18 protein-coding genes are annotated in these 19512 nt (G+C 68.5%); 13 read left to right on the top strand and 5 right to left on the bottom strand.

From position 1 onward, the window contains the following. Positions 1-10 precede the first annotated feature (10 nt). Together AC5L36_RS40975 and AC5L36_RS40970 are read right to left on the bottom strand one after the other, a co-directional pair. A complete protein-coding gene (locus tag AC5L36_RS40975) occupies positions 11-1024 on the bottom strand; it encodes a methyltransferase (protein WP_441224212.1) in 1014 nt (337 codons plus the stop codon). An 85-nt stretch (positions 1025-1109) separates the two neighbouring features. Beyond that, entirely contained in the window at positions 1110-1883 is a 774-nt protein-coding gene (locus AC5L36_RS40970; RefSeq protein WP_441224211.1) for an SDR family oxidoreductase, read from the bottom strand. A 177-nt stretch (positions 1884-2060) separates the two neighbouring features. Between AC5L36_RS40970 and AC5L36_RS40965 the strand changes: the two genes are divergently transcribed. Next, complete coding sequence (locus tag AC5L36_RS40965) at positions 2061-3101, top strand: methyltransferase (RefSeq protein ID WP_441224210.1); 1041 nt, start codon at positions 2061-2063, stop codon at positions 3099-3101. After that, positions 3098-4339 carry an FAD-dependent oxidoreductase gene (locus tag AC5L36_RS40960; protein WP_441224209.1) on the top strand — a complete coding sequence of 414 codons (1242 nt, stop codon included), beginning with the start codon at positions 3098-3100 and terminating at the stop codon, positions 4337-4339. The genes AC5L36_RS40965 and AC5L36_RS40960 overlap by 4 nt, the downstream gene beginning before the upstream one ends. On the opposite strand, the gene AC5L36_RS40955 is transcribed toward AC5L36_RS40960, so the two are convergent. Next, positions 4340-5152 (bottom strand): cyclase family protein, encoded by an 813-nt coding sequence (locus tag AC5L36_RS40955; protein ID WP_441224208.1) that lies wholly within the window; start codon positions 5150-5152, stop codon positions 4340-4342. A gap of 267 nt (positions 5153-5419) precedes the next feature. Here AC5L36_RS40955 and AC5L36_RS40950 point away from each other — a divergent pair, with 267 nt between their 5' ends. The 4 genes from AC5L36_RS40950 (at position 5420) to AC5L36_RS40935 (ending at position 11617) form a co-directional block, all read left to right on the top strand. Next, a complete protein-coding gene (locus AC5L36_RS40950) occupies positions 5420-7327 on the top strand; it encodes an AfsR/SARP family transcriptional regulator (RefSeq protein WP_441224207.1) in 1908 nt (635 codons plus the stop codon). Positions 7328-7337: 10 nt separating this feature from the next. Further along, the gene (locus tag AC5L36_RS40945; protein WP_441224206.1) at positions 7338-8909 is read left to right on the top strand and encodes a DHA2 family efflux MFS transporter permease subunit; all 1572 of its coding nucleotides are present in this window, start codon (positions 7338-7340) and stop codon (positions 8907-8909) included. After that, positions 8906-9946, top strand: coding sequence for a methyltransferase (locus AC5L36_RS40940; RefSeq protein ID WP_441224205.1), 1041 nt, complete (start codon positions 8906-8908; stop codon positions 9944-9946). Before AC5L36_RS40945 ends, AC5L36_RS40940 begins: the two co-directional genes overlap by 4 nt. Positions 9947-10018: 72 nt before the next feature. Further along, positions 10019-11617, top strand: coding sequence for an FAD-dependent monooxygenase (locus AC5L36_RS40935; RefSeq protein WP_441224204.1), 1599 nt, complete (start codon positions 10019-10021; stop codon positions 11615-11617). A gap of 18 nt (positions 11618-11635) precedes the next feature. Here AC5L36_RS40935 and AC5L36_RS40930 read toward each other — a convergent pair whose 3' ends face one another. Both AC5L36_RS40930 and AC5L36_RS40925 read right to left on the bottom strand, forming a co-directional pair. Continuing rightward, positions 11636-12121, bottom strand: a complete 486-nt coding sequence (locus AC5L36_RS40930) for an SRPBCC family protein (protein WP_441224203.1) — start codon at positions 12119-12121, stop codon at positions 11636-11638. Further along, positions 12102-12725, bottom strand: coding sequence for a hypothetical protein (locus AC5L36_RS40925; RefSeq protein WP_441224202.1), 624 nt, complete (start codon positions 12723-12725; stop codon positions 12102-12104). Before AC5L36_RS40925 ends, AC5L36_RS40930 begins: the two co-directional genes overlap by 20 nt. A gap of 270 nt (positions 12726-12995) precedes the next feature. On the opposite strand from AC5L36_RS40925, the gene AC5L36_RS40920 reads away from it, so the two are divergent. The 7 genes from AC5L36_RS40920 (at position 12996) to acpS (ending at position 19499) form a co-directional block, all read left to right on the top strand. Beyond that, the gene (locus tag AC5L36_RS40920) at positions 12996-13982 is read left to right on the top strand and encodes an ATP-binding cassette domain-containing protein (RefSeq protein ID WP_441224201.1); all 987 of its coding nucleotides are present in this window, start codon (positions 12996-12998) and stop codon (positions 13980-13982) included. Positions 13983-14006: 24 nt separating this feature from the next. Then, positions 14007-14795 carry an ABC transporter permease gene (locus AC5L36_RS40915; protein WP_441224200.1) on the top strand — a complete coding sequence of 263 codons (789 nt, stop codon included), beginning with the start codon at positions 14007-14009 and terminating at the stop codon, positions 14793-14795. 91 nt (positions 14796-14886) lie between these two features. Beyond that, on the top strand, positions 14887-15342 hold the full coding sequence (locus AC5L36_RS40910; RefSeq protein WP_441224199.1) for an SRPBCC family protein: 456 nt from the start codon (positions 14887-14889) through the stop codon (positions 15340-15342). 2 nt (positions 15343-15344) lie between these two features. Continuing rightward, positions 15345-16358 (top strand): selenide, water dikinase SelD, encoded by a 1014-nt coding sequence (gene selD / locus AC5L36_RS40905; protein WP_441224198.1) that lies wholly within the window; start codon positions 15345-15347, stop codon positions 16356-16358. A 185-nt stretch (positions 16359-16543) separates the two neighbouring features. Continuing rightward, the gene (locus AC5L36_RS40900) at positions 16544-17848 is read left to right on the top strand and encodes a beta-ketoacyl-[acyl-carrier-protein] synthase family protein (RefSeq protein WP_441224197.1); all 1305 of its coding nucleotides are present in this window, start codon (positions 16544-16546) and stop codon (positions 17846-17848) included. Further along, complete coding sequence (locus AC5L36_RS40895; protein ID WP_441224196.1) at positions 17845-19101, top strand: beta-ketoacyl-[acyl-carrier-protein] synthase family protein; 1257 nt, start codon at positions 17845-17847, stop codon at positions 19099-19101. Before AC5L36_RS40900 ends, AC5L36_RS40895 begins: the two co-directional genes overlap by 4 nt. Continuing rightward, positions 19071-19499 carry a holo-ACP synthase gene (gene acpS, locus AC5L36_RS40890; protein ID WP_441224195.1) on the top strand — a complete coding sequence of 143 codons (429 nt, stop codon included), beginning with the start codon at positions 19071-19073 and terminating at the stop codon, positions 19497-19499. Before AC5L36_RS40895 ends, acpS begins: the two co-directional genes overlap by 31 nt. Positions 19500-19512: the final 13 nt, after the last annotated feature.

The following is a 19512-nucleotide window of genomic DNA, read 5'->3' as shown; positions in this document are numbered from 1 at the left end:
AGGTTCGAAGTCACGCGCGGTCCGCGACGATGATGCGCATGGGTATCTCGGCCTGTCGATGCAGTCGCATGTCCTTGTACCCGGCGGCGGAGAGCATCCGCCGGTAGGTGCCGGCGGAATGCGCCTCGCCATTCTCCGTCCACACGAGCATCAGCAGCGAGAACAGATGAGCCTCTGGGCTGTCCCGGACCGGACCGTCGTCGGCGGTGATACCGACCAGGATCAGCTTTCCGCCAGGGTTGGTGACCGCCGCGACCCGCCGCAAGAGCTCCGTGGCGCGCTCGGGGGTGTGGTGGTGCAGGACGTTTGTGATCAACACGAGGTCGTAGGGTCCGCCGAGGTCGAGCGTGAACATGTCGCCAGCGATGGTCTCCACCCGGTCCGCGACCCCCAGCCTGGCCGCGTGCTTCTGCGCGATCTCGAGGACCCGCGCGCTGTCCACGGACCAGACCCGCGCCTGTGGGTGCTGCTGCGCGATCGTGAACCCATACTTCCCGTGCCCGCAGGCCAGGTCCAGGACGTGCAGACGCTCGCGTTGCGCCGCCCAGTCGTAGATGGTGCCGGTCAACCGGGCCACCGTTGGCTTGGTCACCGCGCTGGCGTGAGTGGCGAACTCCTCGTAATAGCCGTAGTTCAGCTGCTCCGCGTTCTCCGCGATGACCGGGCCGCCGCGCCGCACCGCCTCCGGCAGCCGGCCCATCGCCTCCCACTCCCACCGGCTGGTGAGGATGCGGCTCAGCTCGCCGAGGTACCCGTCGCGCGTGGGATCCAAGGTCTCGGCGGCCAAGGGCGCGAGGCGGTAGACGCCGTCCGCTTCCTCCAGGACGTCGATGGCAACAAGCGCGTTGAGCAGCAGCCGGGACCCCCTGGGTGCCAGCTCGAGGTCCCGGGCGACCTCGTCGGCGGTCGCCTGCTGCTCCGCGAGGCGGGCGAAGACGCCGAGCTCGATTCCGGTGCGGAGCAGGGCGCTCTTCTTGTAGGCCAGCAGCGTCTGGAAGATCTCGGCCGATGCCTGCACGGGCACCTCCCGTCCTGGTCGGGCTTTGTGCGGTCAGGCTACGAAGCCGCCATCGGGCGGATAATCGGGAAAACCCTAGGCCGCACCGGCTTCAGCGGGCGAGCAGGCCTCCGTCGATGACGAAGCCGTGCCCTGTCATGTAGGTCGAATCGTCCGTGCACAGCCAGACGACGGCGTGCGCGATTTCCGGAGGATCTGCCATGCGTCCAACGGGAACCATGTTCGCGTAGATGGACTCGTCCACCGGGGTCCCGTCCGGTAGGACGGGCAGGAACCGCTGCATCATCGCGGTGCGGGTAGGTCCTGGGCAAAGCGCATTGATCCGGATTCCCTGGGCCGCGTACTCGAGTGCGGCGGTCTTGGTGATGCCTATGATCCCGTGCTTGCTGGCAATATACGCGCCGTTGTTGGCGATGCCGATCATGGACGCGGCCGACGCTCCGTTGACGATCGATCCGCGGCCCTGTGCGAGCATCGGCGGCAACTGATACTTCATACACAGCCACACGCCCTTGAGGTTGGTCGCCAGCACCTCGTCCCAGTCGTCCTCGTCGGCCTCGTGCACGACCTGGTCGGCGACGCCGGCGGTGCCGGCGTTGTTGAAGGCGCAGTCCAGCCTCCCGAAGGTCTCCAGAGTCTGGTCCACCATGGACCGGACCTCGGCGCCGTGTGCGACGTCGCATTTCACCGTGAGCGCCCGCCGTCCGAGGTCAGTGATCTGCCGGGCGGTTTCGCCGCAATCCGCCACGTCGGCCAGCGTCACATCCGCGCCCTCCGCGGCGAGCGCGATCGCGGCCGCCTGGCCGATCCCCGCGGCGGCGCCCGTGACGATCGCCACGCGACCGTCGAGCTTGCCCTGTCCCATCATCCGTCTCCTCGGCTTGTCTCGGTGGCATCCAGCAGGAAGCGACCCCGACAGGTCTATGGCCGCATGGTCCTGGACTCCGCTCAGGAACCGCTCAGGCCACGTGGTGGGCGATCCTGACCGGTTCCTGAGCGACTACGGCCATGCTGGGGCGACGCCGACCGCAGAGGAGCGGACGTGGATGAGTTCGTCTTGTCGCCGGAGCTTCAGGCCGTCCAGAAGATCAAGGAGTGCGCCTGGGGCATGGTCTCCACCAGTGTGCTGGTCGCCGCCATCCGGCTCGGTCTGCCGGACGTGGTCGGCGACGAGCCGGCCACCGCGGAGGCGCTAGCCAACAAGGTCGGCGCTGAGCCGGAGACGCTCGGCCGGCTGCTGGACGCTCTTCAGAGCAGGGGTGTCTTCACCCGCACGCCGGACGGCCGGTACCGCCACAACGAGGTGTCCCGCCTACTCCGCGACGACGACCCCAACAGCGTGAGCTACCTCGTGCAGTGGATCGGCCACCCGTTGCTGTGGCCGCTGTGGCCGCGGCTCGACGAGTCGATCCGCACCGGGGAGGCGGTGTTCCCGCAGATATATGGCAAGCACGTGTTCGACTACATCCACCAGGACGACCCGGCTGCCGGCATGCTGCTCAGCCGCGGCATGAACCAAGCCAGCAACCACACCTCCGCAGCGGTCGCGCGGTCGCTCGACCTCTCAGATGCCAGGGTGGTCGCGGACATCGCCGGTGGCCAGGGACACCTCCTCAAGACGATCCTGGAGCAATACCCGGAGATACGAGGCGTCCTGTTCGACCTGCCGCCGGTGGTCGCCGGCGCTCACGCCGACCTGCGCACCGGACCCCTCGCCGACCGCGTCGAGATCCTCGGCGGGGACTGCCGGGCAGAGGTGCCGGTAGTCGCCGACGTCTATCTGTTGAAGAACGTGCTGGAGTGGGACGACGACTCGTCAATCGCCACCCTGCGCAACGTCGCCACCAGCGCCCGCCCCGGCGCCCGCGTGCTGGTTATCCAAACCCTTGCCGATCACAACCCGGAGCCGCAGGTGACCACGGCGCTCGATCTGCTACTGCTACTCAACGGCGCCGGACACAAGCACACCAGCGCCCAGGTGCGCGGCTTGTTCGAACGGTCTGGGCTAAGCTTCGTCGGCGTCCGGCCCACCGGGACATTTCTGTCCTTCGTCGAGGCGGTCGTTCCGGACGCACCGCGATGACCGTCGAGGAGGGTCGGGTCGACTGCTGCATCGTCGGGTGTGGCCCAGCCGGCGCCATCCTTGGACTGATACTGGCACGGGCCGGCATCGACGTGACGGTCCTGGAGAAGCACCAGGACTTCTTCCGCGACTTCCGCGGCGACGCGATCCACCCACCCACCCTCGGCGTGCTCGAGGAGCTCGGCCTGATCGACCGCTACCTCGAGCTGCCGCTACAGCGCGACCTCGCCATCAAGATCGTGACGAACGACGGTGTGCTGCCGCTGACCGACTTCGCCAACCCGAAGGCGAAGTACCCCTACGTGACCTACGTGCCGCAGTGGGATTTCCTAAACCTGCTCACCGAGGAAGCGAAGCGATACCCCAACTTCCGCCTACTCATGCAAGCCGAGGGAGTCGACCTACTCAGTGACGAGGGCGCCATCTGTGGGGTCCGGTACCAGACCCCGGACGGGCTCCGCGACCTCACCGCTCCGTTGACCGTCGCCGCGGACGGCCGCCGGTCACGGATGCGCACCTGCGCCGGCCTCGTCCCCAAGGACTTCGGCGCTCCCATGGACCTTTTGTGGTTTCGAATCTCGCGCCTGCCGACGGACCCGAAAGAGACCTTCGTGCGGCTCGTGCCGGGTTACGTCTTCGCCATGGTCCAGCGCGGTTCGTACTGGCAGGTCGGCTACGTGGTGCCGAAAGGCACCTACCAGAAGCTGCGCGTTCACGACGTCGGCGCCCTCCGCACGATCCTGCGGCATGCGCTGCCGTTCCTCGGTTCTCGCGTGGACGAGTTGCAGTCCTGGGATCTAGTCGGCTTCCTCGAGGTGCAGGTAAATCGCCTCACCAAGTGGCACCGGCCAGGCTTCCTGTGCATCGGTGACTCCGCGCACGCGTCGTCGCCGGTCGCGGGGTTCGGGGTCAACATGGCCGTGCACGACGCGGTCGCAGCCGCGAACGCCGTCGCCGGCCCACTCCTGCGGGGCCGGGTCACCGAGCGCGATTTGGCCCGCGTCAAGCGGAGACGGCAGCTACCCACCATCCTCACTCAGGCGGTGCAGCGGTTGGTACAGCGGGACATCGTCGAGGTGCCCGACCTCCTGGACCCGGAGCGACTCGCCGCGCTGCCGACCACATTGGACTTCGACAACGAGGTGGACCTACCGTTGCCGGTGGCCACCCGACTCTTCCGCCGCCTCACCGGCCGTGTCATCACCGCCGGGCTACGAAGCGAACACATCCGCGTTTGACTACTCAGGCGTCCTGTCCTCGGTGGACATGTCGGCCGGGACGAACGCGACGGCGCGTGTCCAGGCGGCGGTGGCTCCTTCGATCAGCACCGGCAGCGCCATGACGACGTACCCTGTCGCGGGCAGCGCCTGGAGGTTCCGCAAGCGTTCGATCTGGTAGTAGGGCCGCCGCCGGCCGATCATGTGCGCCGGCCACAGGGTCGCCCGGTCACCGGTCGCGAGAAAGCGTCTGATGATCTTGTCGAAGGAGCCGTCGAACCCGTCGGCATCGGTGCCGATCACCCGGACTCCTCGATCCACGAGCTCCTCGACGACTTCCGCGGAGATCGCCTTGTCGCGTTCGGTGTGGATCAAGACGATGGCACCGTCGTAGTCGGCAACTCCGCTGGCCTCCGCCGCCGCCTTGATGTGTCGAAGCTCGACCTGCCAGCCAGATATGCCGGTGACATCGAGCGTCACGCCCGGGCCGACAAAGGCCTCGAGCGGCGCGTCGTTGATATGGCCGCGGCTGCCGTCCTCGGGTGGACCGTAATGGCCAGGCGCGTCGATGTGCGATCCAGCGTGTGCGGAGGCGCTGACCATCTCATGCCGCAGGAAGGCGGCATCCGGAAAGTCGTCGGCGTGCAGCCGTCCCATCGCCTCGGGAACGATGTGGCCAACCATGCGTTCACACAAGATCCGCGCGCCGTCGGCGGCCTCGACCACGTCGATGCGCGTCTCGAACGGCCCCTTCTCGTGGACGGTGACGTCGCAGGACAGGTCGACGATCCGGCACGCCATGAGGTCACGTGCGAGCGTGAACGCGACGCTCATTCTTTCCTCCCCCGTGCGGGTGAGCAGACTGTGGCCATCGGGCCGGCCAGGCGCCAACATTGTGGCCCCACAGGATCAGGCGCCGATCAGGAACGGCTCAGGCCCGCCCTGGTGATGCCCCTAGTCCAGGCGGCCGCCTCGGCCGCTACGTTGAGCCCTGTCCGGAGAGGTGAGGGCGGTATCCGCTCCTCACGCCGTGCGCGGCTGGTCGCCGCTCTAGGCCAGGGGCGAGACATGGATCGCAGATCGGGCGGGATGGACATCGGAGTGCGGATCCAGGTGCTCGGTGACTTCAGCGTGCTCGTCGCCGGCCGCGACGTCACTCCCAGCGCACCGAAACTCCGCCAGATCCTCGCCGTGCTCGCGCTCCGGTGCAACGAAGTCGTTCACCTGGAGGCGCTCGTCGACGAGGTCTGGGCCGACCGTCCACCTAGGAACGCCGCCGCCGCCCTACACACCTATGTGTACGAACTGCGCCGGGAGCTCTTTGCCGAGGTTCCAGCGGATGCGACGAGGTTTCTCCAGACTCGGCAGCACGGATACGTAGCGCAGGTGCCCGCCGAGGAGATCGACGTGACCGTCTTCGAACGGCTCGTGGCCGATGGCGGCACCGCGCTCTCCAACGACGACGCCGCCAGAGCACGCGAGCATCTCGGAAACGCCCTGTCGCTGTACCGCGGTAGGGCACTGGCGAACATCCGCTGTGGCGAGCTCTTGACCGGGCACGTCACCCGGTTGGAAGAGGGCCGACTTCGGGCGCTGGACATGCGCATCGAAGCCGACCTGCTGCTAGGACGCCACCAGGAGGTGATCGGTGAGCTCAGAGCCATCGTTGGGGATCAACGATTCCACGAAGGCTTCCACGCCAAGCTGATGCTCGCCCTCCACCGCTCAGGTCGGCGCAACGAGGCTCTGGACACGTACCAGGTGCTCCGCCGGCGGCTCGTCGAGGAGCTTGGCATAGAGCCCGGGCGGACTGTGCAACGGCTCCAGCGCGCGCTGGTATCCGCCGACGCGGTGCTCGAACCGGCCATCCGCCCGCGTGTTCTCACATCGCCGCGGGCGACCCCGCCGGCGCAGCTGCCCAGAGACATCCCGGACTTCACCGCGCGGGAAACGTTTCTGCGTAGCGCGGAAGCTCGGCTAACCGACAACCAGCGGCGGGGTGCGATCCCAATCCTGTCGATTCGCGGCATGCCAGGTGTGGGCAAGACCGCCGCCGCGGTGCACCTGGCCCACGCGGTCCGGGATTCGTTCCCTGACGGGCAGCTCTTCGCCCGCCTCGGCGGCACCGACGCTACTCCCGGCGGCGCCTCCGAGTTCGCCGCGTTGTTCCTGCGGGGGTGTGGGATGGCCGCCACCGACGTACCGGCCTGCGCGGCGGAGCGCACGGCGGCACTGCGGACGTGGAGCGCCGACCGGCGCGCACTCGTGGTCTTGGACGACGCGGCGTCGGCCGATCAGGTCCAGGCACTGCTGCCCAGTGGCGCCGGATGCGCCGTCATCGTCACCAGCCGGTTGCCGCTGTACGGGCTTCCCGGTGTGGAGACCTCCGAGCTCGCTCCGTTCGATGTCGAGGACGGCCGCAAGCTGCTCGCACGGATACTCGGCGAACAACGGGTGGCCGCGGAGCCGGCGGCCGCTATTGAGATCGTCCGGATGATGGGCGGCCTGCCTCTGGCTCTACGCCTGATCGGGCAGCGCCTCACCGCCTTCCCCGGCATGCGATTGGGCGCTTTTCTGGCCACGCTGTCCCAGACACTCCAGGCCCGGCCGTTGTCCGCGCTGTCCACCGTGGGGCTGGACCTGCACGCCGCGCTGGCGAGCAGCTACCGGAAGTTGAGCGAGCAGGATCAGCGCGCCTTCCGGCTGCTTTTGATGCTCCGGGACGATCAGTTCAGCGCCCGGGACGCTGCACGCGTGCTTCTGGTGGACCCCGTGACGGCCGAGCTGGCTTTGCTGCGGCTCGCCGACGCTCACTTCGTCCAGGTGCTGAGCGCTGGCACTTCGGCGGAACATCGCTACGTCCTACACAGCGTCATGCGGGCCTTCGCCCTGGAGTGCCTGATGACTGACTCGCCGCCCGTCGACGACCAGCCGGCCGACGATCGCCATCTCATCGAAGTCGACCCAACCCCTGACCTTGTCGGCCGCATGCTAGCCCGCATGCCCTGAGGTTGATCGCATGGATACCCCGAATCTTTCCCCGGCCCGTATCCGGCTGATTTTCGCTGGTCTCGCGCTGGCCCTGCTGGTCGCCGCGCTCGACCAGGCAGTCGTGGCCACCGCGCTGCCGACTATCGCAACCGACCTTGGTGGGCTCAGGCACATCGCCTGGGTGGTGACCGCGTACCTGGCTGGCGTGGCGGTGTCGACCCCGCTGTCGGGAAAGCTTGGCGACCTCTACGGTCGCAAGACGGTGTTCCTGGTGGCCGTCGTGGTCTTCGTCGTTGGATCGGCGCTGGTCGGGCTGGCACAGTCCTTGGAGCAGCTCATCGCCTTCCGCGCCCTGCAAGGCGTAGGCGGGGGCGGTCTGCTGACCGTGACCGTGGCGATGGGCGCCGACATCGTGAGCCCGCGGGAGCTTGGCAAGTACCAGGGATTCTTCGGTGCTGCTCTGGGCGGGGCGTCCGTGATCGGCCCTCTCATCGGCGGACTGTTCACCGAGCACCTCAGCTGGCGCTGGGTCTTCTACATCAACCTTCCCATCGGAGCCGTCTGCTTCGCCGTCGTCGCGCTGGCGCTGCCCTCGGCGGTCGGGCGCGGCACCGGCCGCCGCTTGGACTTCATCGGCTCTGCGGTGCTTGCGTGGGCCATTGTCGCCGTTGTCTTGGTCACTTCTTGGGGCGGGGCACAGTACGCCTGGAGCTCCTCCACCATCATCCTCTGGGCGTCGCTCGGCCTGGCCGCGATCGTGGTGTTCATCGCGGTGGAGTGGAAGGCCAGCGATCCGGTGCTGCCGCTGGGGCTGTTCCGGGACCGCGCCTTCAGTGTCGCGTGCGCGTCGAGTTTCTTCGTCGGCTTCGGCATGTTCGGTGCGATCGCATTCCTCCCGTTGTTTCTCCAACTCGCCAAGGGCGAGGGACCGACGGACGCGGGGCTCCTGCTACTGCCACTGATGATGGGCCTCACCGTCGCCGCCGTCGTAGCCGGTTTGGTCATCACCAAGACCGGCAGGTACAAGGTCTTCACCGTGCTGGGGCCATTGGTGGCGGCCGGCGGCATGCTCCTGCTGCAAACGGCGGAGCCGTCGACCTCACGGACCGCCATCACCCTCTACATGATCCTCGTCGGCCTGGGCATCGGCCTGTGCATGCAGGTCCTGGTGCTCGTCGCACAGAACACGGCCTCACCAGACACCATCGGCGTCACGACGTCCACGGTCGCCTTCCTGCGCACGATCGGCGGTGCCGTGGGGGTCGCCGTGCTCGGTGCCCTCTTCAGCCGGCAGGTGACCACCGGCCTCGCCGACCTGGCGCCCGGCGGCAGCATCGACATCCCATCGGGCCCCGGTGCCACCGTGTCCTCCGACGCGATCGCGCAACTGCCGCCGGACGTGCGGGCCACGTACGTCGAGGCGTTCGCGGGCGCACTCACCGACGTCTACTTGTGGATCGCCCCCGCATTTGCCGTGGCCGCCCTGATCGCCGTCGCGCTACGAAATGTGCCCATGCGCCGCGAGGGGCCGGCGGCCGCGCCGGAATCCGCCGCGCGGCGGGACCAGACCGTTGACCCTGAACGAGGAGAGCTGCCATGACGGATACCCACGAGAAACGGATCACCCAGAACGCCTCTGCGCTCGACCTGGCTATGCGGCTACGGCAGATGATCTCGGCCTACCAGGTCTCCCAGGCAATCCACGTCGCCGCGGCCCTGGGTGTGCCCGACCTCCTCCAAGACGGCGCCAAGCCATGCGATCACCTCGCCAGGGTGACCGGGGCGGACGAGGACGGCCTCTACCGGCTGCTGCGGGCCCTCGCCGGCGTCGAGATCTTCACGGAGGTCGCGCCACGGACGTTCGCGCTGACGCCCCTGGCGGCGCTGCTGCGGAGCGACGTCGACGGCTCGCTGCACGCCTTGGCGGTGCTGAACGGGCAGGACTGGTTCTGGCGGCCGTGGGGACGGCTCGCCGACGGCGTCCGGACGGGTAGCAGCGTCTTCGAGCCGATCTTCGGCGTGCACTTTTTCGAGTACCTGCAACAGAATCCGGCCGCTCGCGGCGTCTTCCAGAAGGCACTGGCCGGCGCGAGCTCGCGCGCCGCCGTGGCCGACATGTACGACTTCTCCGCCAGCCGGAGGGTGGCCGACATCGGCGGGGGACACGGTGCGCTGATCGCGGCCATCCTCGGCAAGTACCCGCAGGTGCACGGCATCCTGCTCGAACGCGCGGCGGTGCTCGAGGGCGCCAGGCGCTATCTGGAAAGCGCCGGCGTCCTCGACCGGTGCGACCTGGTGGAGAGTGACTTCTTCGAATCGATCAGCGCCGAGGCGGACACGTACATCCTCTCCCAGGTGCTGCACGACTGGAACGACGAGGCGGCCCACCGGATCCTGTCCAACTGCCGCAAGGCGATGGCTTCCGACGGCAAGATCCTCGTCGTCGAACGAGTGCTCCCCGAGAGCGGGGTGCAGAAAGGCCCCCTGATGGACCTCAACATCCTCGTGCTGATGGGTGGCCGGGAAAGGACCCAGAAGGAGTACGAGGTACTCCTGGCGCGCGCCGGCTTCCGCACCACCCGGGTGCTGGAGATGGGCGAGGCGTGGAGTCTCATCGAAGGTGTTCCTGCCGAGTGAGCTTCGCGAAGCCGGTCTCACACCAGACCCGTACGGGGTAGGTTGCCTGCCGTGGCGTCCGACGATGAAGCAGTGTCCGATCCCGACGTGCTCGTGGTGGGCGCCGGTCCCACCGGGCTGAGCCTCGCGGCTCAGCTACTGCTACACGGTGCCCGGGTCCTCGTCGTCGACCGCCAACCGGATCGGGTCCACGAGTCCCGGGCGCTCGCGGTCCAGCCCCGCACCCTGGAGGTGTTGGAGCCGCTGGGCGTCACCGACCAGCTCGTCGAGCTCGGCAACCGGGCGGTGCAGCTTCGCATGCACTTCCCGCACCGATCCGTGACCATTCCGCTGTTCGACATCGGAACCACCGACACCGCCTACCCCTACCTGCTGTTCATCTCGCAGGCCGAGACCGAGCGGATCCTGGGCGAGCATCTCGCCGCCCGCGGCGTCGTCGTGCGCCGAGGGGTGGAGCTGACCGCGCTCACGCAGGACGGCGACGCTGTCCGGTGCCAGCTACGGGCGGAAGACGGGACAGAGACCGCAGTTCGGGTGTCCTATGTGGTCGGTTGCGACGGTGCGCACAGCACCGTACGGGAACAGGCAGGCATCGACTTCGTCGGCGGCGCGTATCCCCAAACCTTCGTCCTCGCCGACCTGGAGGCGGACGGCATCGAGCCCGGTGCGGCGCACACGTTCCTGTCCGGCCAGGGCATGTTGTTCTTCTTCCCGCTTGGGCGGCCGGCCACCTGGCGGGTGCTCGCCATGCGGCAGCGCAGCGACCCGACGCCACCGGGAAAGCCGGTCACCCTGGACGAGGTGCAACGACTCGTCGACCCGTACACCGGAGGGCGGGTGCGGCTGCGTGACCCGGTATGGATGACTAACTTCCGGCTGTACAACAGGGGTGCGACCCGGTATCGCTCGGGGCGGGTGTTCCTCGCCGGGGATGCCGCGCACATCCACAGCCCGGCCGGCGCCCAGGGCATGAACACCGGCATCCAGGACGCGGTGAACCTCGGGTGGAAGCTCGGTCCGGTCATTGGCGGCCTCGCCCACCCGGCGCTGCTGGACACGTACGAGCCGGAGCGGGCTCCGGTCGGCCGCCGGGTGCTGCGCTTCACCGATCGGGCCTTCACAATCTCCACGTCGACCACGCCGCCGTTGCCTTTCATCCGCACGAGGATCGCGTCCCGGCTGGCTCCGCTGGCTCTGAAGGCCAAGCGGGCCCGGGCGTACATGTTCCGGGCCATCTCCCAGCTGGCCATCCATTACCGGCGCAGTCCGCTGTCGTCCGAGGGTCCCCGCCCGCCGCGGCACGGGCCCAAACCGGGTGACCGGCTTCCCGACGGCTCGGTCGTCCACGATGGACAGGGTAAGACTCTCCATCGGGCGTTGGACCCGGTCGCCTGGACCATCCTGCTGTGCGGTGACGTGGCGGCGTGGGACGCCGACGGCTTGGCCCGGATCCCCGACCGGTTCGCCGCGCCTGTCGCCATCGTGCGGCTGACCCGTCGGGCCGGCGTCCTGACCGACCCGGATGGCCGCCTGCTGCACCGGCTGGGCGTCGCGCCGGGCGCCGCGGCCCAGTATCTGGTGCGCCCCGACGGGCATGTCGCCTACCGGGCCGGCGCCGGTGACCTCGGCGGGCTGGTGCGGGTTCTCGACCGCTGGCTGCTGCCACGCTGACGGGCGAACCGCCGGGTGTCAGTTGTTCGGCCGCGCCGCGTCGGCCGGTGAGGTGGCCCGGTGCCGCTCCTCGATCCGGTCGCGTACGTGAGCCAACTGGGTACGGCTGGTGCGGTTCAGGCGCTCGGTCATGGCCGCGTCGTCAAACGGCGCGTCCGGCTTCATCTGGAAGTCCTGGACCCAGCGCATCGACACCGAGCAGCCGTCGTCCTGGTACTCCCAATAGAGGTTCATGTACTCGAAGGGGCCCGTCTCGATCCGGTGGGCTCGCACGGTCCGGGTGGCCGGGTCGGGCGTCCGCTCGGAAACCCACGTCCATTGCCGGCCGCTTTCGTCCGGATGCGTGGTGAGCCGGAACCGTATCGTCGTTCCGTTGTCCGCGATGATCTCGGCGGATGCGTATTCGCTGAACAGCTCCGGCCAGGAGCGAACGTCGTTTGTCATGGACCAGACCAGGTCCATCGGGGCGTTGATGACGATCGCGTTATCGGTGTGTCCCGGCATGTGCGATGCCTCCAATTGGACTTGGCGGTGATGCTGGGCTGAGCCCTTCGCCGCTGCCGCCCCTCCAGCCATGAGTGGCGGACAGCAGCGTCATGGCGCGACCAGCGGACGACTCCGGAGGGCTTACCGCGGCGGCACCTCGGGTCTCGCGGAACCACACCACGACCTCGCTGTGGCGAAACACCGTGCTGCTGAGGAGCACGCGACCGGGGGCGCCCACGCTGTCCAGCAGGCCAGCGGGCACACGAGCCGGCCCGGTGTGCACCGGCAACAGCAGCGCACACCGGTCGACCCGGCCATCCGCGGCGAGACGGTCACGGTCCATACGCTCGTAGTGGGTGGTCGTCTCCATCACGGTCGCCGCGACGAACGTGGCATCGCCCGATGGTCGCCAGCAGCCGGCCAGCGCTTGGGTGATCGGCGCCCGCCGCGATCGGCCGGACAGGCGAGCGTCAAGGCCGTCGAGGTCGTCCTCCGTGTCGGTGACATGGAGAACCCGGCCATTCTTCGCCAGCGTCATGCCCGGCAGGTAGTACGCCAGCACGCCCGCGACCGCGCCGGCTGTTTCCGGTTCGACGGTGAAGGTGAAGGCGTAGCGATTCATGGGCTATCCACGGTCGTAGTTGACGCATTGCGTACGACGAAATGATTGACGGCTCCGGCCGGCGGTGGTGGGCAGCCTATTCCGGCTGGTCAATCAAGGGCAACACATAAGTCTGCCCCTATGACATTGACAATCGCGGGTGGATATCGGTGAGGCGCGGCCGCAGGACAGTACGTAGCAACGCTACACTAGCGGCCCGATCTAGGCTAGCATCACTACCTATAGCGTTGCTACACCAATCGGTCCCCTGCCGTACGAGGAGTCCCGATCATGAGTGACGAGCCGATCCAGGCCGGCGACCTCCACAAGAGGTACGGGAACGTCGAGGCGATGGCCGGGATCGACCTCACGGTGCCCGCGGGCACCGTGCTGGCCCTGTTGGGCCCCAATGGCGCCGGCAAAACCACGGCAGTGCACATCCTTACCACGCTCGTGCGACCGGACTCCGGATGGGCTCGCGTGGCGGGGCATGATGTCGTGCGCGAGGCGGCGAGCGTCCGCGCCACCATCGGACTTGCCGGGCAGCTCGCGGCGGTGGACGACTTCTTGACCGGTCGGGAAAACCTCGAGCAGATCGGCCAGCTCTACCACCTGGGGCGGCGTGCGTCGCGCCAGCGGGCAAGCGAGCTGCTGGAGACGATGGACCTGGCCGACGCGGCGCACCGCACCGCCCGCACGTTTTCCGGCGGCATGCGTCGTCGCCTCGACCTTGCCGCGAGCTTGGTCGGCCGCCCGCCGGTGCTCTTCCTGGACGAGCCCACCACCGGGCTGGATCCGCAGGGCCGGATCGCCTTGTGGGACGTCATCCGTCGCCTCGTCGACGACGGCACCACCGTGTTGTTGACCACGCAGTACCTGGAGGAGGCCGACCGGCTGGCCGACCAGATCGTCATGATGCACCTCGGCCGGGTGATCTCCCGAGGCACAGCCGACGAGCTGAAATCCGCCTACGGCGGTGATCGCCTAGAGCTGCGCCTCGCTGATCCATCCGACAGCGCCCGGGCGGCGGGCGCGGTAGCCACGCTGGGCACGGGGCAGGCCCAGACAGACGCCGACGCCGGGGTGGTGACCCTGCCCGTCGACGACGGCGCTGCCGCATTGCCGGCTGTCGTCCGCCACCTGGACGGCGCACAGGTGAAGCTGTCCGGCGTCCTGTTACGGAGGCCAAGCCTCGACGACGTGTTCTTGGCGTTGACCGGAAGCAGCCCGGACACGACCGCCGACGCCAAGCGGCACGTGCCCGCCGAAGCCGGCTGAGCCGAACCGGAGGAGCACATGACAATGACCAGCCTGCATCCGGTCTCGACGCCGGTGCGGATCCTGACCGACGTGGCGGTGATGACGCGGCGGAACGTGTACGCGCACCTGCGGATGCCCGCCCTGATCGCTGCGGCGACCGCGCTGCCGATCATGTGGGTGCTGCTGTTCAACTTCGTCTTCGGCGGCGCACTGCGGCCGGCCGGCATGAAGTACATCGACTTTCTCGTCCCCGGTGTGATGGTGCTCGCCGTCACTTTCAACCTCAACAACGCCGCCGTCGGGGTGGCGGAGGACCTCAACCGGGGCATGGTTCACCGCTTCCGGTCCCTGCCGATGACCCGCTGGGCGCTGCTCGCCGGTCGGGCGGTCTTCGACACTACGCGCAATCTGCTCGCCATTTCCGTCGTGTGGGTGGTGGGCGCTCTGGCCGGCTTTCGCTTCCACAACGGGCTCGCCGGGGCGATCGCCGCCGTCGCGTTGGCCCTGGCGTTCGGCTTCGCGATGTCCTGGCTCGGCGCGTTCATCGGGCTTGTGGCGCGCGGCGTCGAGACCGCCTCGATGGCGAGCCTGTTGCTGGCTATTCCGACGGTGTTCGTCGCTTCGTTGTTCGTGCCGGTCAGCAGCATGCCGGGGTGGCTACAGGCCGTCGCCAAGATCAATCCGGTCACGCCGGCGGTGGACGCCACCCGCGCCCTGATTCTCGGCGGGCCGGTGGCGCGGCCCGTGTTGCAGACGCTGGCCTGGACCGTGGGACTGCTGGTCGTCCTGGTTCCGCTAACCGTCGTCCGCTACCAGCGCATCCGCACCTAGCCGGCGCCGCGGTCGGCCTGGGGTTTTCCCTGGGAAGGTTGCACGCTGCCCGTCTCTACCATCGGGTGGCCCGAACGTCAGGAGGTCAGCGATGCCGCGCATCCAACACAGCATCCATATCAGCTGCCCACCCGCCATCGTGTTCGAGGTCACCAACGACATCGACCGATGGACCGAGCTGTTCGACGCCTACCTGCACAGCGAGGTGCTGACTCGGGAGGACTCGGGCAGGTTCAGCAAGCTGACCTTCCGCTTGCGCACCGAGGGCTTCGACTGGCGATCGTGGCGGATCCTCGACCACCGTGACCTCGTCGCTATCTCGGCACGGGAGGAGCCGCTGTACCCGTTCCTGTACATGCATCTGCGGTGGACGTACCGGCCCGAGCGGGACGGCACCTTGATGACGTGGACGCAGGACTTCGAGGTGGACCCTGGCCATTCCGTCAGTGGCGCGGCCATGAAGGAATGGATGGACGAGCACGGGTACAAGAACCAGCAGCGGATCAAGCTCATGCTGGAGTCCAGCGATTTCGTCACGCGGAGGTAGGCATGACCAGCACCGTCCAGTCTCTGGGCCGCCTTACCCAGTACGCGCACGGCGGTGGGTGCGCGTGCAAGATCCCGCCCGGGGAGCTGGAAGAAGTGGTCGCCGGCCTGATAAAGCCAGACGACTTCACCGGTATGCCAGGCGAGCTGCTGGTCGGGCTCGACAACGGTGACGACGCCGCCGTCGTCCGGATCGACGAGCAGCAGGCGGTGGTGCTCACGACCGACTTCTTCACGCCCGTGGTCGACGACGCGTACGACTGGGGACGAATCGCGGCCGCCAACGCCCTGTCGGACATCTACGCGATGGGCGGCTCGCCCCTTGTGGCGGTCAATCTGCTGGCCTGGCCGCGGGGCGTTCTGCCGTTCGACCTCGCGCGAGAGGTGCTACGTGGCGGCCTCGACGTCGCGCGGGCAGCCGCGTGTCACGTGGCGGGCGGGCACAGCGTTGACGACCCCGAGCCGAAGTACGGTATGGCGGTCACCGGTCTGGTGCGGCCTGACCACCTGATGCGCAACGACACGGCGCTGGCCGGCGAGCCGCTGACCCTGACCAAGCCACTCGGCCTCGGCGTTCTCAACAACCGGCACAAGAGCACCGGCGAGGTGTTTCCGCACGCGGTGGAGACGATGGTGACGCTGAACCGCGACGCGGCCGCGGCCGCGGTCCGATCCGGAATCCGTTGTGCCACGGACGTTACGGGCTTCGGTCTGCTCGGCCATTTGTTGAAGGTCGCGCGCGCCAGCGGCGTGACCGCCGTGGTCGACTCCTCCGCGGTTCCGTACCTGGACGGCGCACGGGAGTCGCTGCGCGACGGCTTCGTCCCGGGCGGCAGCCGGCGTAACCTCGCCTGGGCGCAGCCGCATTGCGAGCTGTCCGCGGTGGACGAGGCGGAGGCGATCCTGCTCGCCGACGCGCAGACGTCCGGCGGGCTACTGCTGGCCGGCGAGATCCCCGGCTCGCCGGTGATCGGCGAGTTCGTACCGCGGGGCGAGCACCTCGTCGTTGTCCGATAGACGGCCCAGGATCCCGCCCTAGGGTTTTCCCGATTAACCGGATGGCCGCGTGCTCCGTACGTTTACGGCACGGCTTCTGTCGCAGAGCACCGCGCAGAGCGGGATTGGTGGTCTCGAGGTGATTGACGCATGAGCCCAGGCAGCGCTGTGAGCGGCGAGCAGGCGATCCTCATCGCGGACAAAAAATGAGCGGCGCGGAGCAGATCGGCCCCCGGCGGGTCGCGATCACCGGACTCGGCGTGATCAGCCCGCTCGGCATCGGCAAGCAGCGGTACTGGCAAGGGCTCGTGGACGGGCGCAGCGCCACCAAACATCTGTCCAAAGTAGAGAGTTGTGACCTCTACGACGGGTTCGAGTTCGGCTCCAACGTCCTGGCCGAGGTGGAGGACTTCGACCCCGTGGCCGTGGGGCTGCCGGAGGAGGTCCAGCGGCTCGACCGGTTCATCCAGTTCGCGGTGGCCGGAGCGATGCAGGCCATCGGCGACGCGGCCCTTGACGTCAAGGCGGTGGAACGGGACAGGTTCGGCATCGTCCTCTCCACCGCTATCTGCGGCACCCGGCAGATGGAACGCGAGTTCATCGCGTCCACGGATCGCGGCCAGCGGCCCGTCGATCCGACGAAGGTGGGTCCGGACCTGTACCTCGCCTCGATGTCCAACACGCCGAGCGTGATCCTGGCAGCGCTGACCGGCGCCCGAGGGCCGTGCATCACCCTCTCCACCGGGTGCATCGGCGGCGTCGACGCCATCGGCTACGCCTTCGAGAGCATCCGCTACGGCGAGGCGGACGTCGTCGTGGCCGGGGCGAGTGAGGCACCGATCACGCCGATCACTACCGCGTCCTTCGAGATCATCAACTGCCTGTCCCGGCGGCACAACGACCGGCCAGCTACGGCTTCGCGGCCGTTCGACGCGGATCGCGACGGGTTCGTGTTGGCCGAGGGCTGCGGCGTCGTCGTCCTCGAGGAGTGGGAGCACGCGCTGGCGCGCGGCGCGCACGTCTATGCCGAGATCACCGGGTTCGACCTGAGCTGCAACGCGTTGCACATGACCGACCTGCTGTCCGACGGCGCCGACCTGGCGCGCACGATGACCGGTGCCCTCGACGACGGCGGCTTGGCTGCGGAGAGCGTGGACCACGTCAACGCGCACGGCAGTTCGACGCCGCAGAACGACCGGTGCGAGACGAAGGCTCTCGTCCTCGCCCTGGGCGAGCACGCTCGTCGGATCCCCATCAACTCCACCAAGTCCATGACTGGCCACCCGCTTTCGGCGGCCAGCGCCCAGGAGATCGTCGGGTGTGCGCTCGCCCTTGAACGTGGCTACATCCACCCCACCATCAACTACGAGCGCCCCGACCCCGAATGCGACCTGGACTACGTACCCAACACCGGTCGACCGTGGCGTGGTGATGTGGTCCTCTCGGACGCCAGCGGCTTCTCCGGCCTCCACGCCACCTTGGTGCTCCGATCGGCGGGGGCACCGGCATGACACACGTTGTGATCACCGGCGTCGGTGCGGTCACGCCGGCGGGCATCGGGCCTGAGGCGCTATGGGCGCAGGCGCTCTCCGGCCGTTCCCGGGTCCGGCAGATAGACCGGTTCGACGCGTCGCCGTACCTCTGCCAGATCGCGGGGCAGGCGGACGCTTTCGTCGCGACCGACTGGCTGCCGGGACGGTTCGTGAAGAAGACCGACCGGTTCACTCACCTGGCCACGGCCGCCGCGGGCGCCGCCATCGAAGACGCTGGGCTGCGGATCAGCCGGCCCGACGGGGTGGCGCCGGAGCGGGTCGGCGTCACGGTCGGCAACGTGCTGGGCGGTTGGGAGTTCGCCGAGCGCGGCTTGCGCGACCTGTGGGCGAAAGGCCCTCGGGACGTCAGCCCGTACCAGGCCACCGCGTGGTTTCCGGCGGCGCCGCAAGGCAACATCTGCATCACCTTCGGCATCAAGGGTCGCGCGCGCACCTTCGTCTGCGACCGCGCGAGTGGCGCGTACGCGATCGTCCACGCCGCCGAGATGATCAGGCGCGGCCACGCCGATGTCGTGATCGCGGGCGGCTCAGAGCAGCCACTGTCCCCGTACGCGTGGGCGTGCTGCGAGACGGGTGGCTTCCTCACTCCGCATGGCAACAAGCAGCCCGAGGTGGCGTACCGGCCTTTCGACCGCGGGCATACAGGTACGGCGATCGGTGAGGGCGCGGCCTTTCTCGTCATCGAATCGGCCGACCATGCCCGGAGCAGGGGCGCCAAGATCCACGGGGAACTCGCCGGCTGGGCCACCAACACCGATGGATACGCCCCCACCTACACGATCGAGCCCAACGGACGCACGCTCTCGCGCGCCATCGCGCAGAGCATGGAGCGCGCCGGGATAGCGGCGGGTGACCTCGGTTGCCTGTACGCGGACGGGTCGGGCGTACCTCGCGAAGACGCCGCGGAGGTGGCCGCCATCAAGGGCGCACTCGGCTCACACCGTGACGACGTGCCGGTTACCGCCGCCAAGCCGGCGACCGGCCACCTCATGGGCGCGGCTGCTGTCGCCGACGTCGTCGCCGCGCTCCGGACGCTGTCGCACGGACTGGTGCCGCCGGTAGCCAACCTGGAGCGGCCGGCCGCTGGGTTCGACCTCGACTTCGTCACCGGAACCGCGCGTGATCTGCGGGGCCGGCAGTCCGTCGCGGTCGTTTCACGCGGCCTGGGAGGGGTGAACGCGTGCCTGGTGCTGAAGCGCTGGCCGGGCTGACGCCGACGCGCGAGCCGTGGCGTCCACCCGGCGCTCTCGGCGTGGACGTCGTTTCGGTCCGCCGGTTGCGCGAGATGGTGGAGCGAAGCGGGACAGCGACTCTCGAGCGGCTGCTCACCCAGCGGGAGCTTGCCGACGCCCACGGCGCGCGTGGCCTGATGTGGACCAGGCTCGCGGGCCGGATCGCGGCGAAGGAAGCGACCAAGAAGGTGTTCGGCAGCCGCGGCCAGACCGCCCGCTGGACCGAGGTCGAGGTACGCATCGGTGATCACGGTGAGCCCTACGTGGAGCTGCACGGACGCACCCGCGAGGCCGCCGAGCGCTGCGGCCTCAGGCAGATGCTGCTGAGCATCTCCCACGAGAAGGATCTGGCCGTCGCAGTCGTACTGGGATGGTGAGAAACGACCGCCG

This window comes from Phytohabitans sp. LZ39, assembly GCF_059359075.1.
This window is presented reverse-complemented; position numbering and strand designations above follow the sequence as displayed.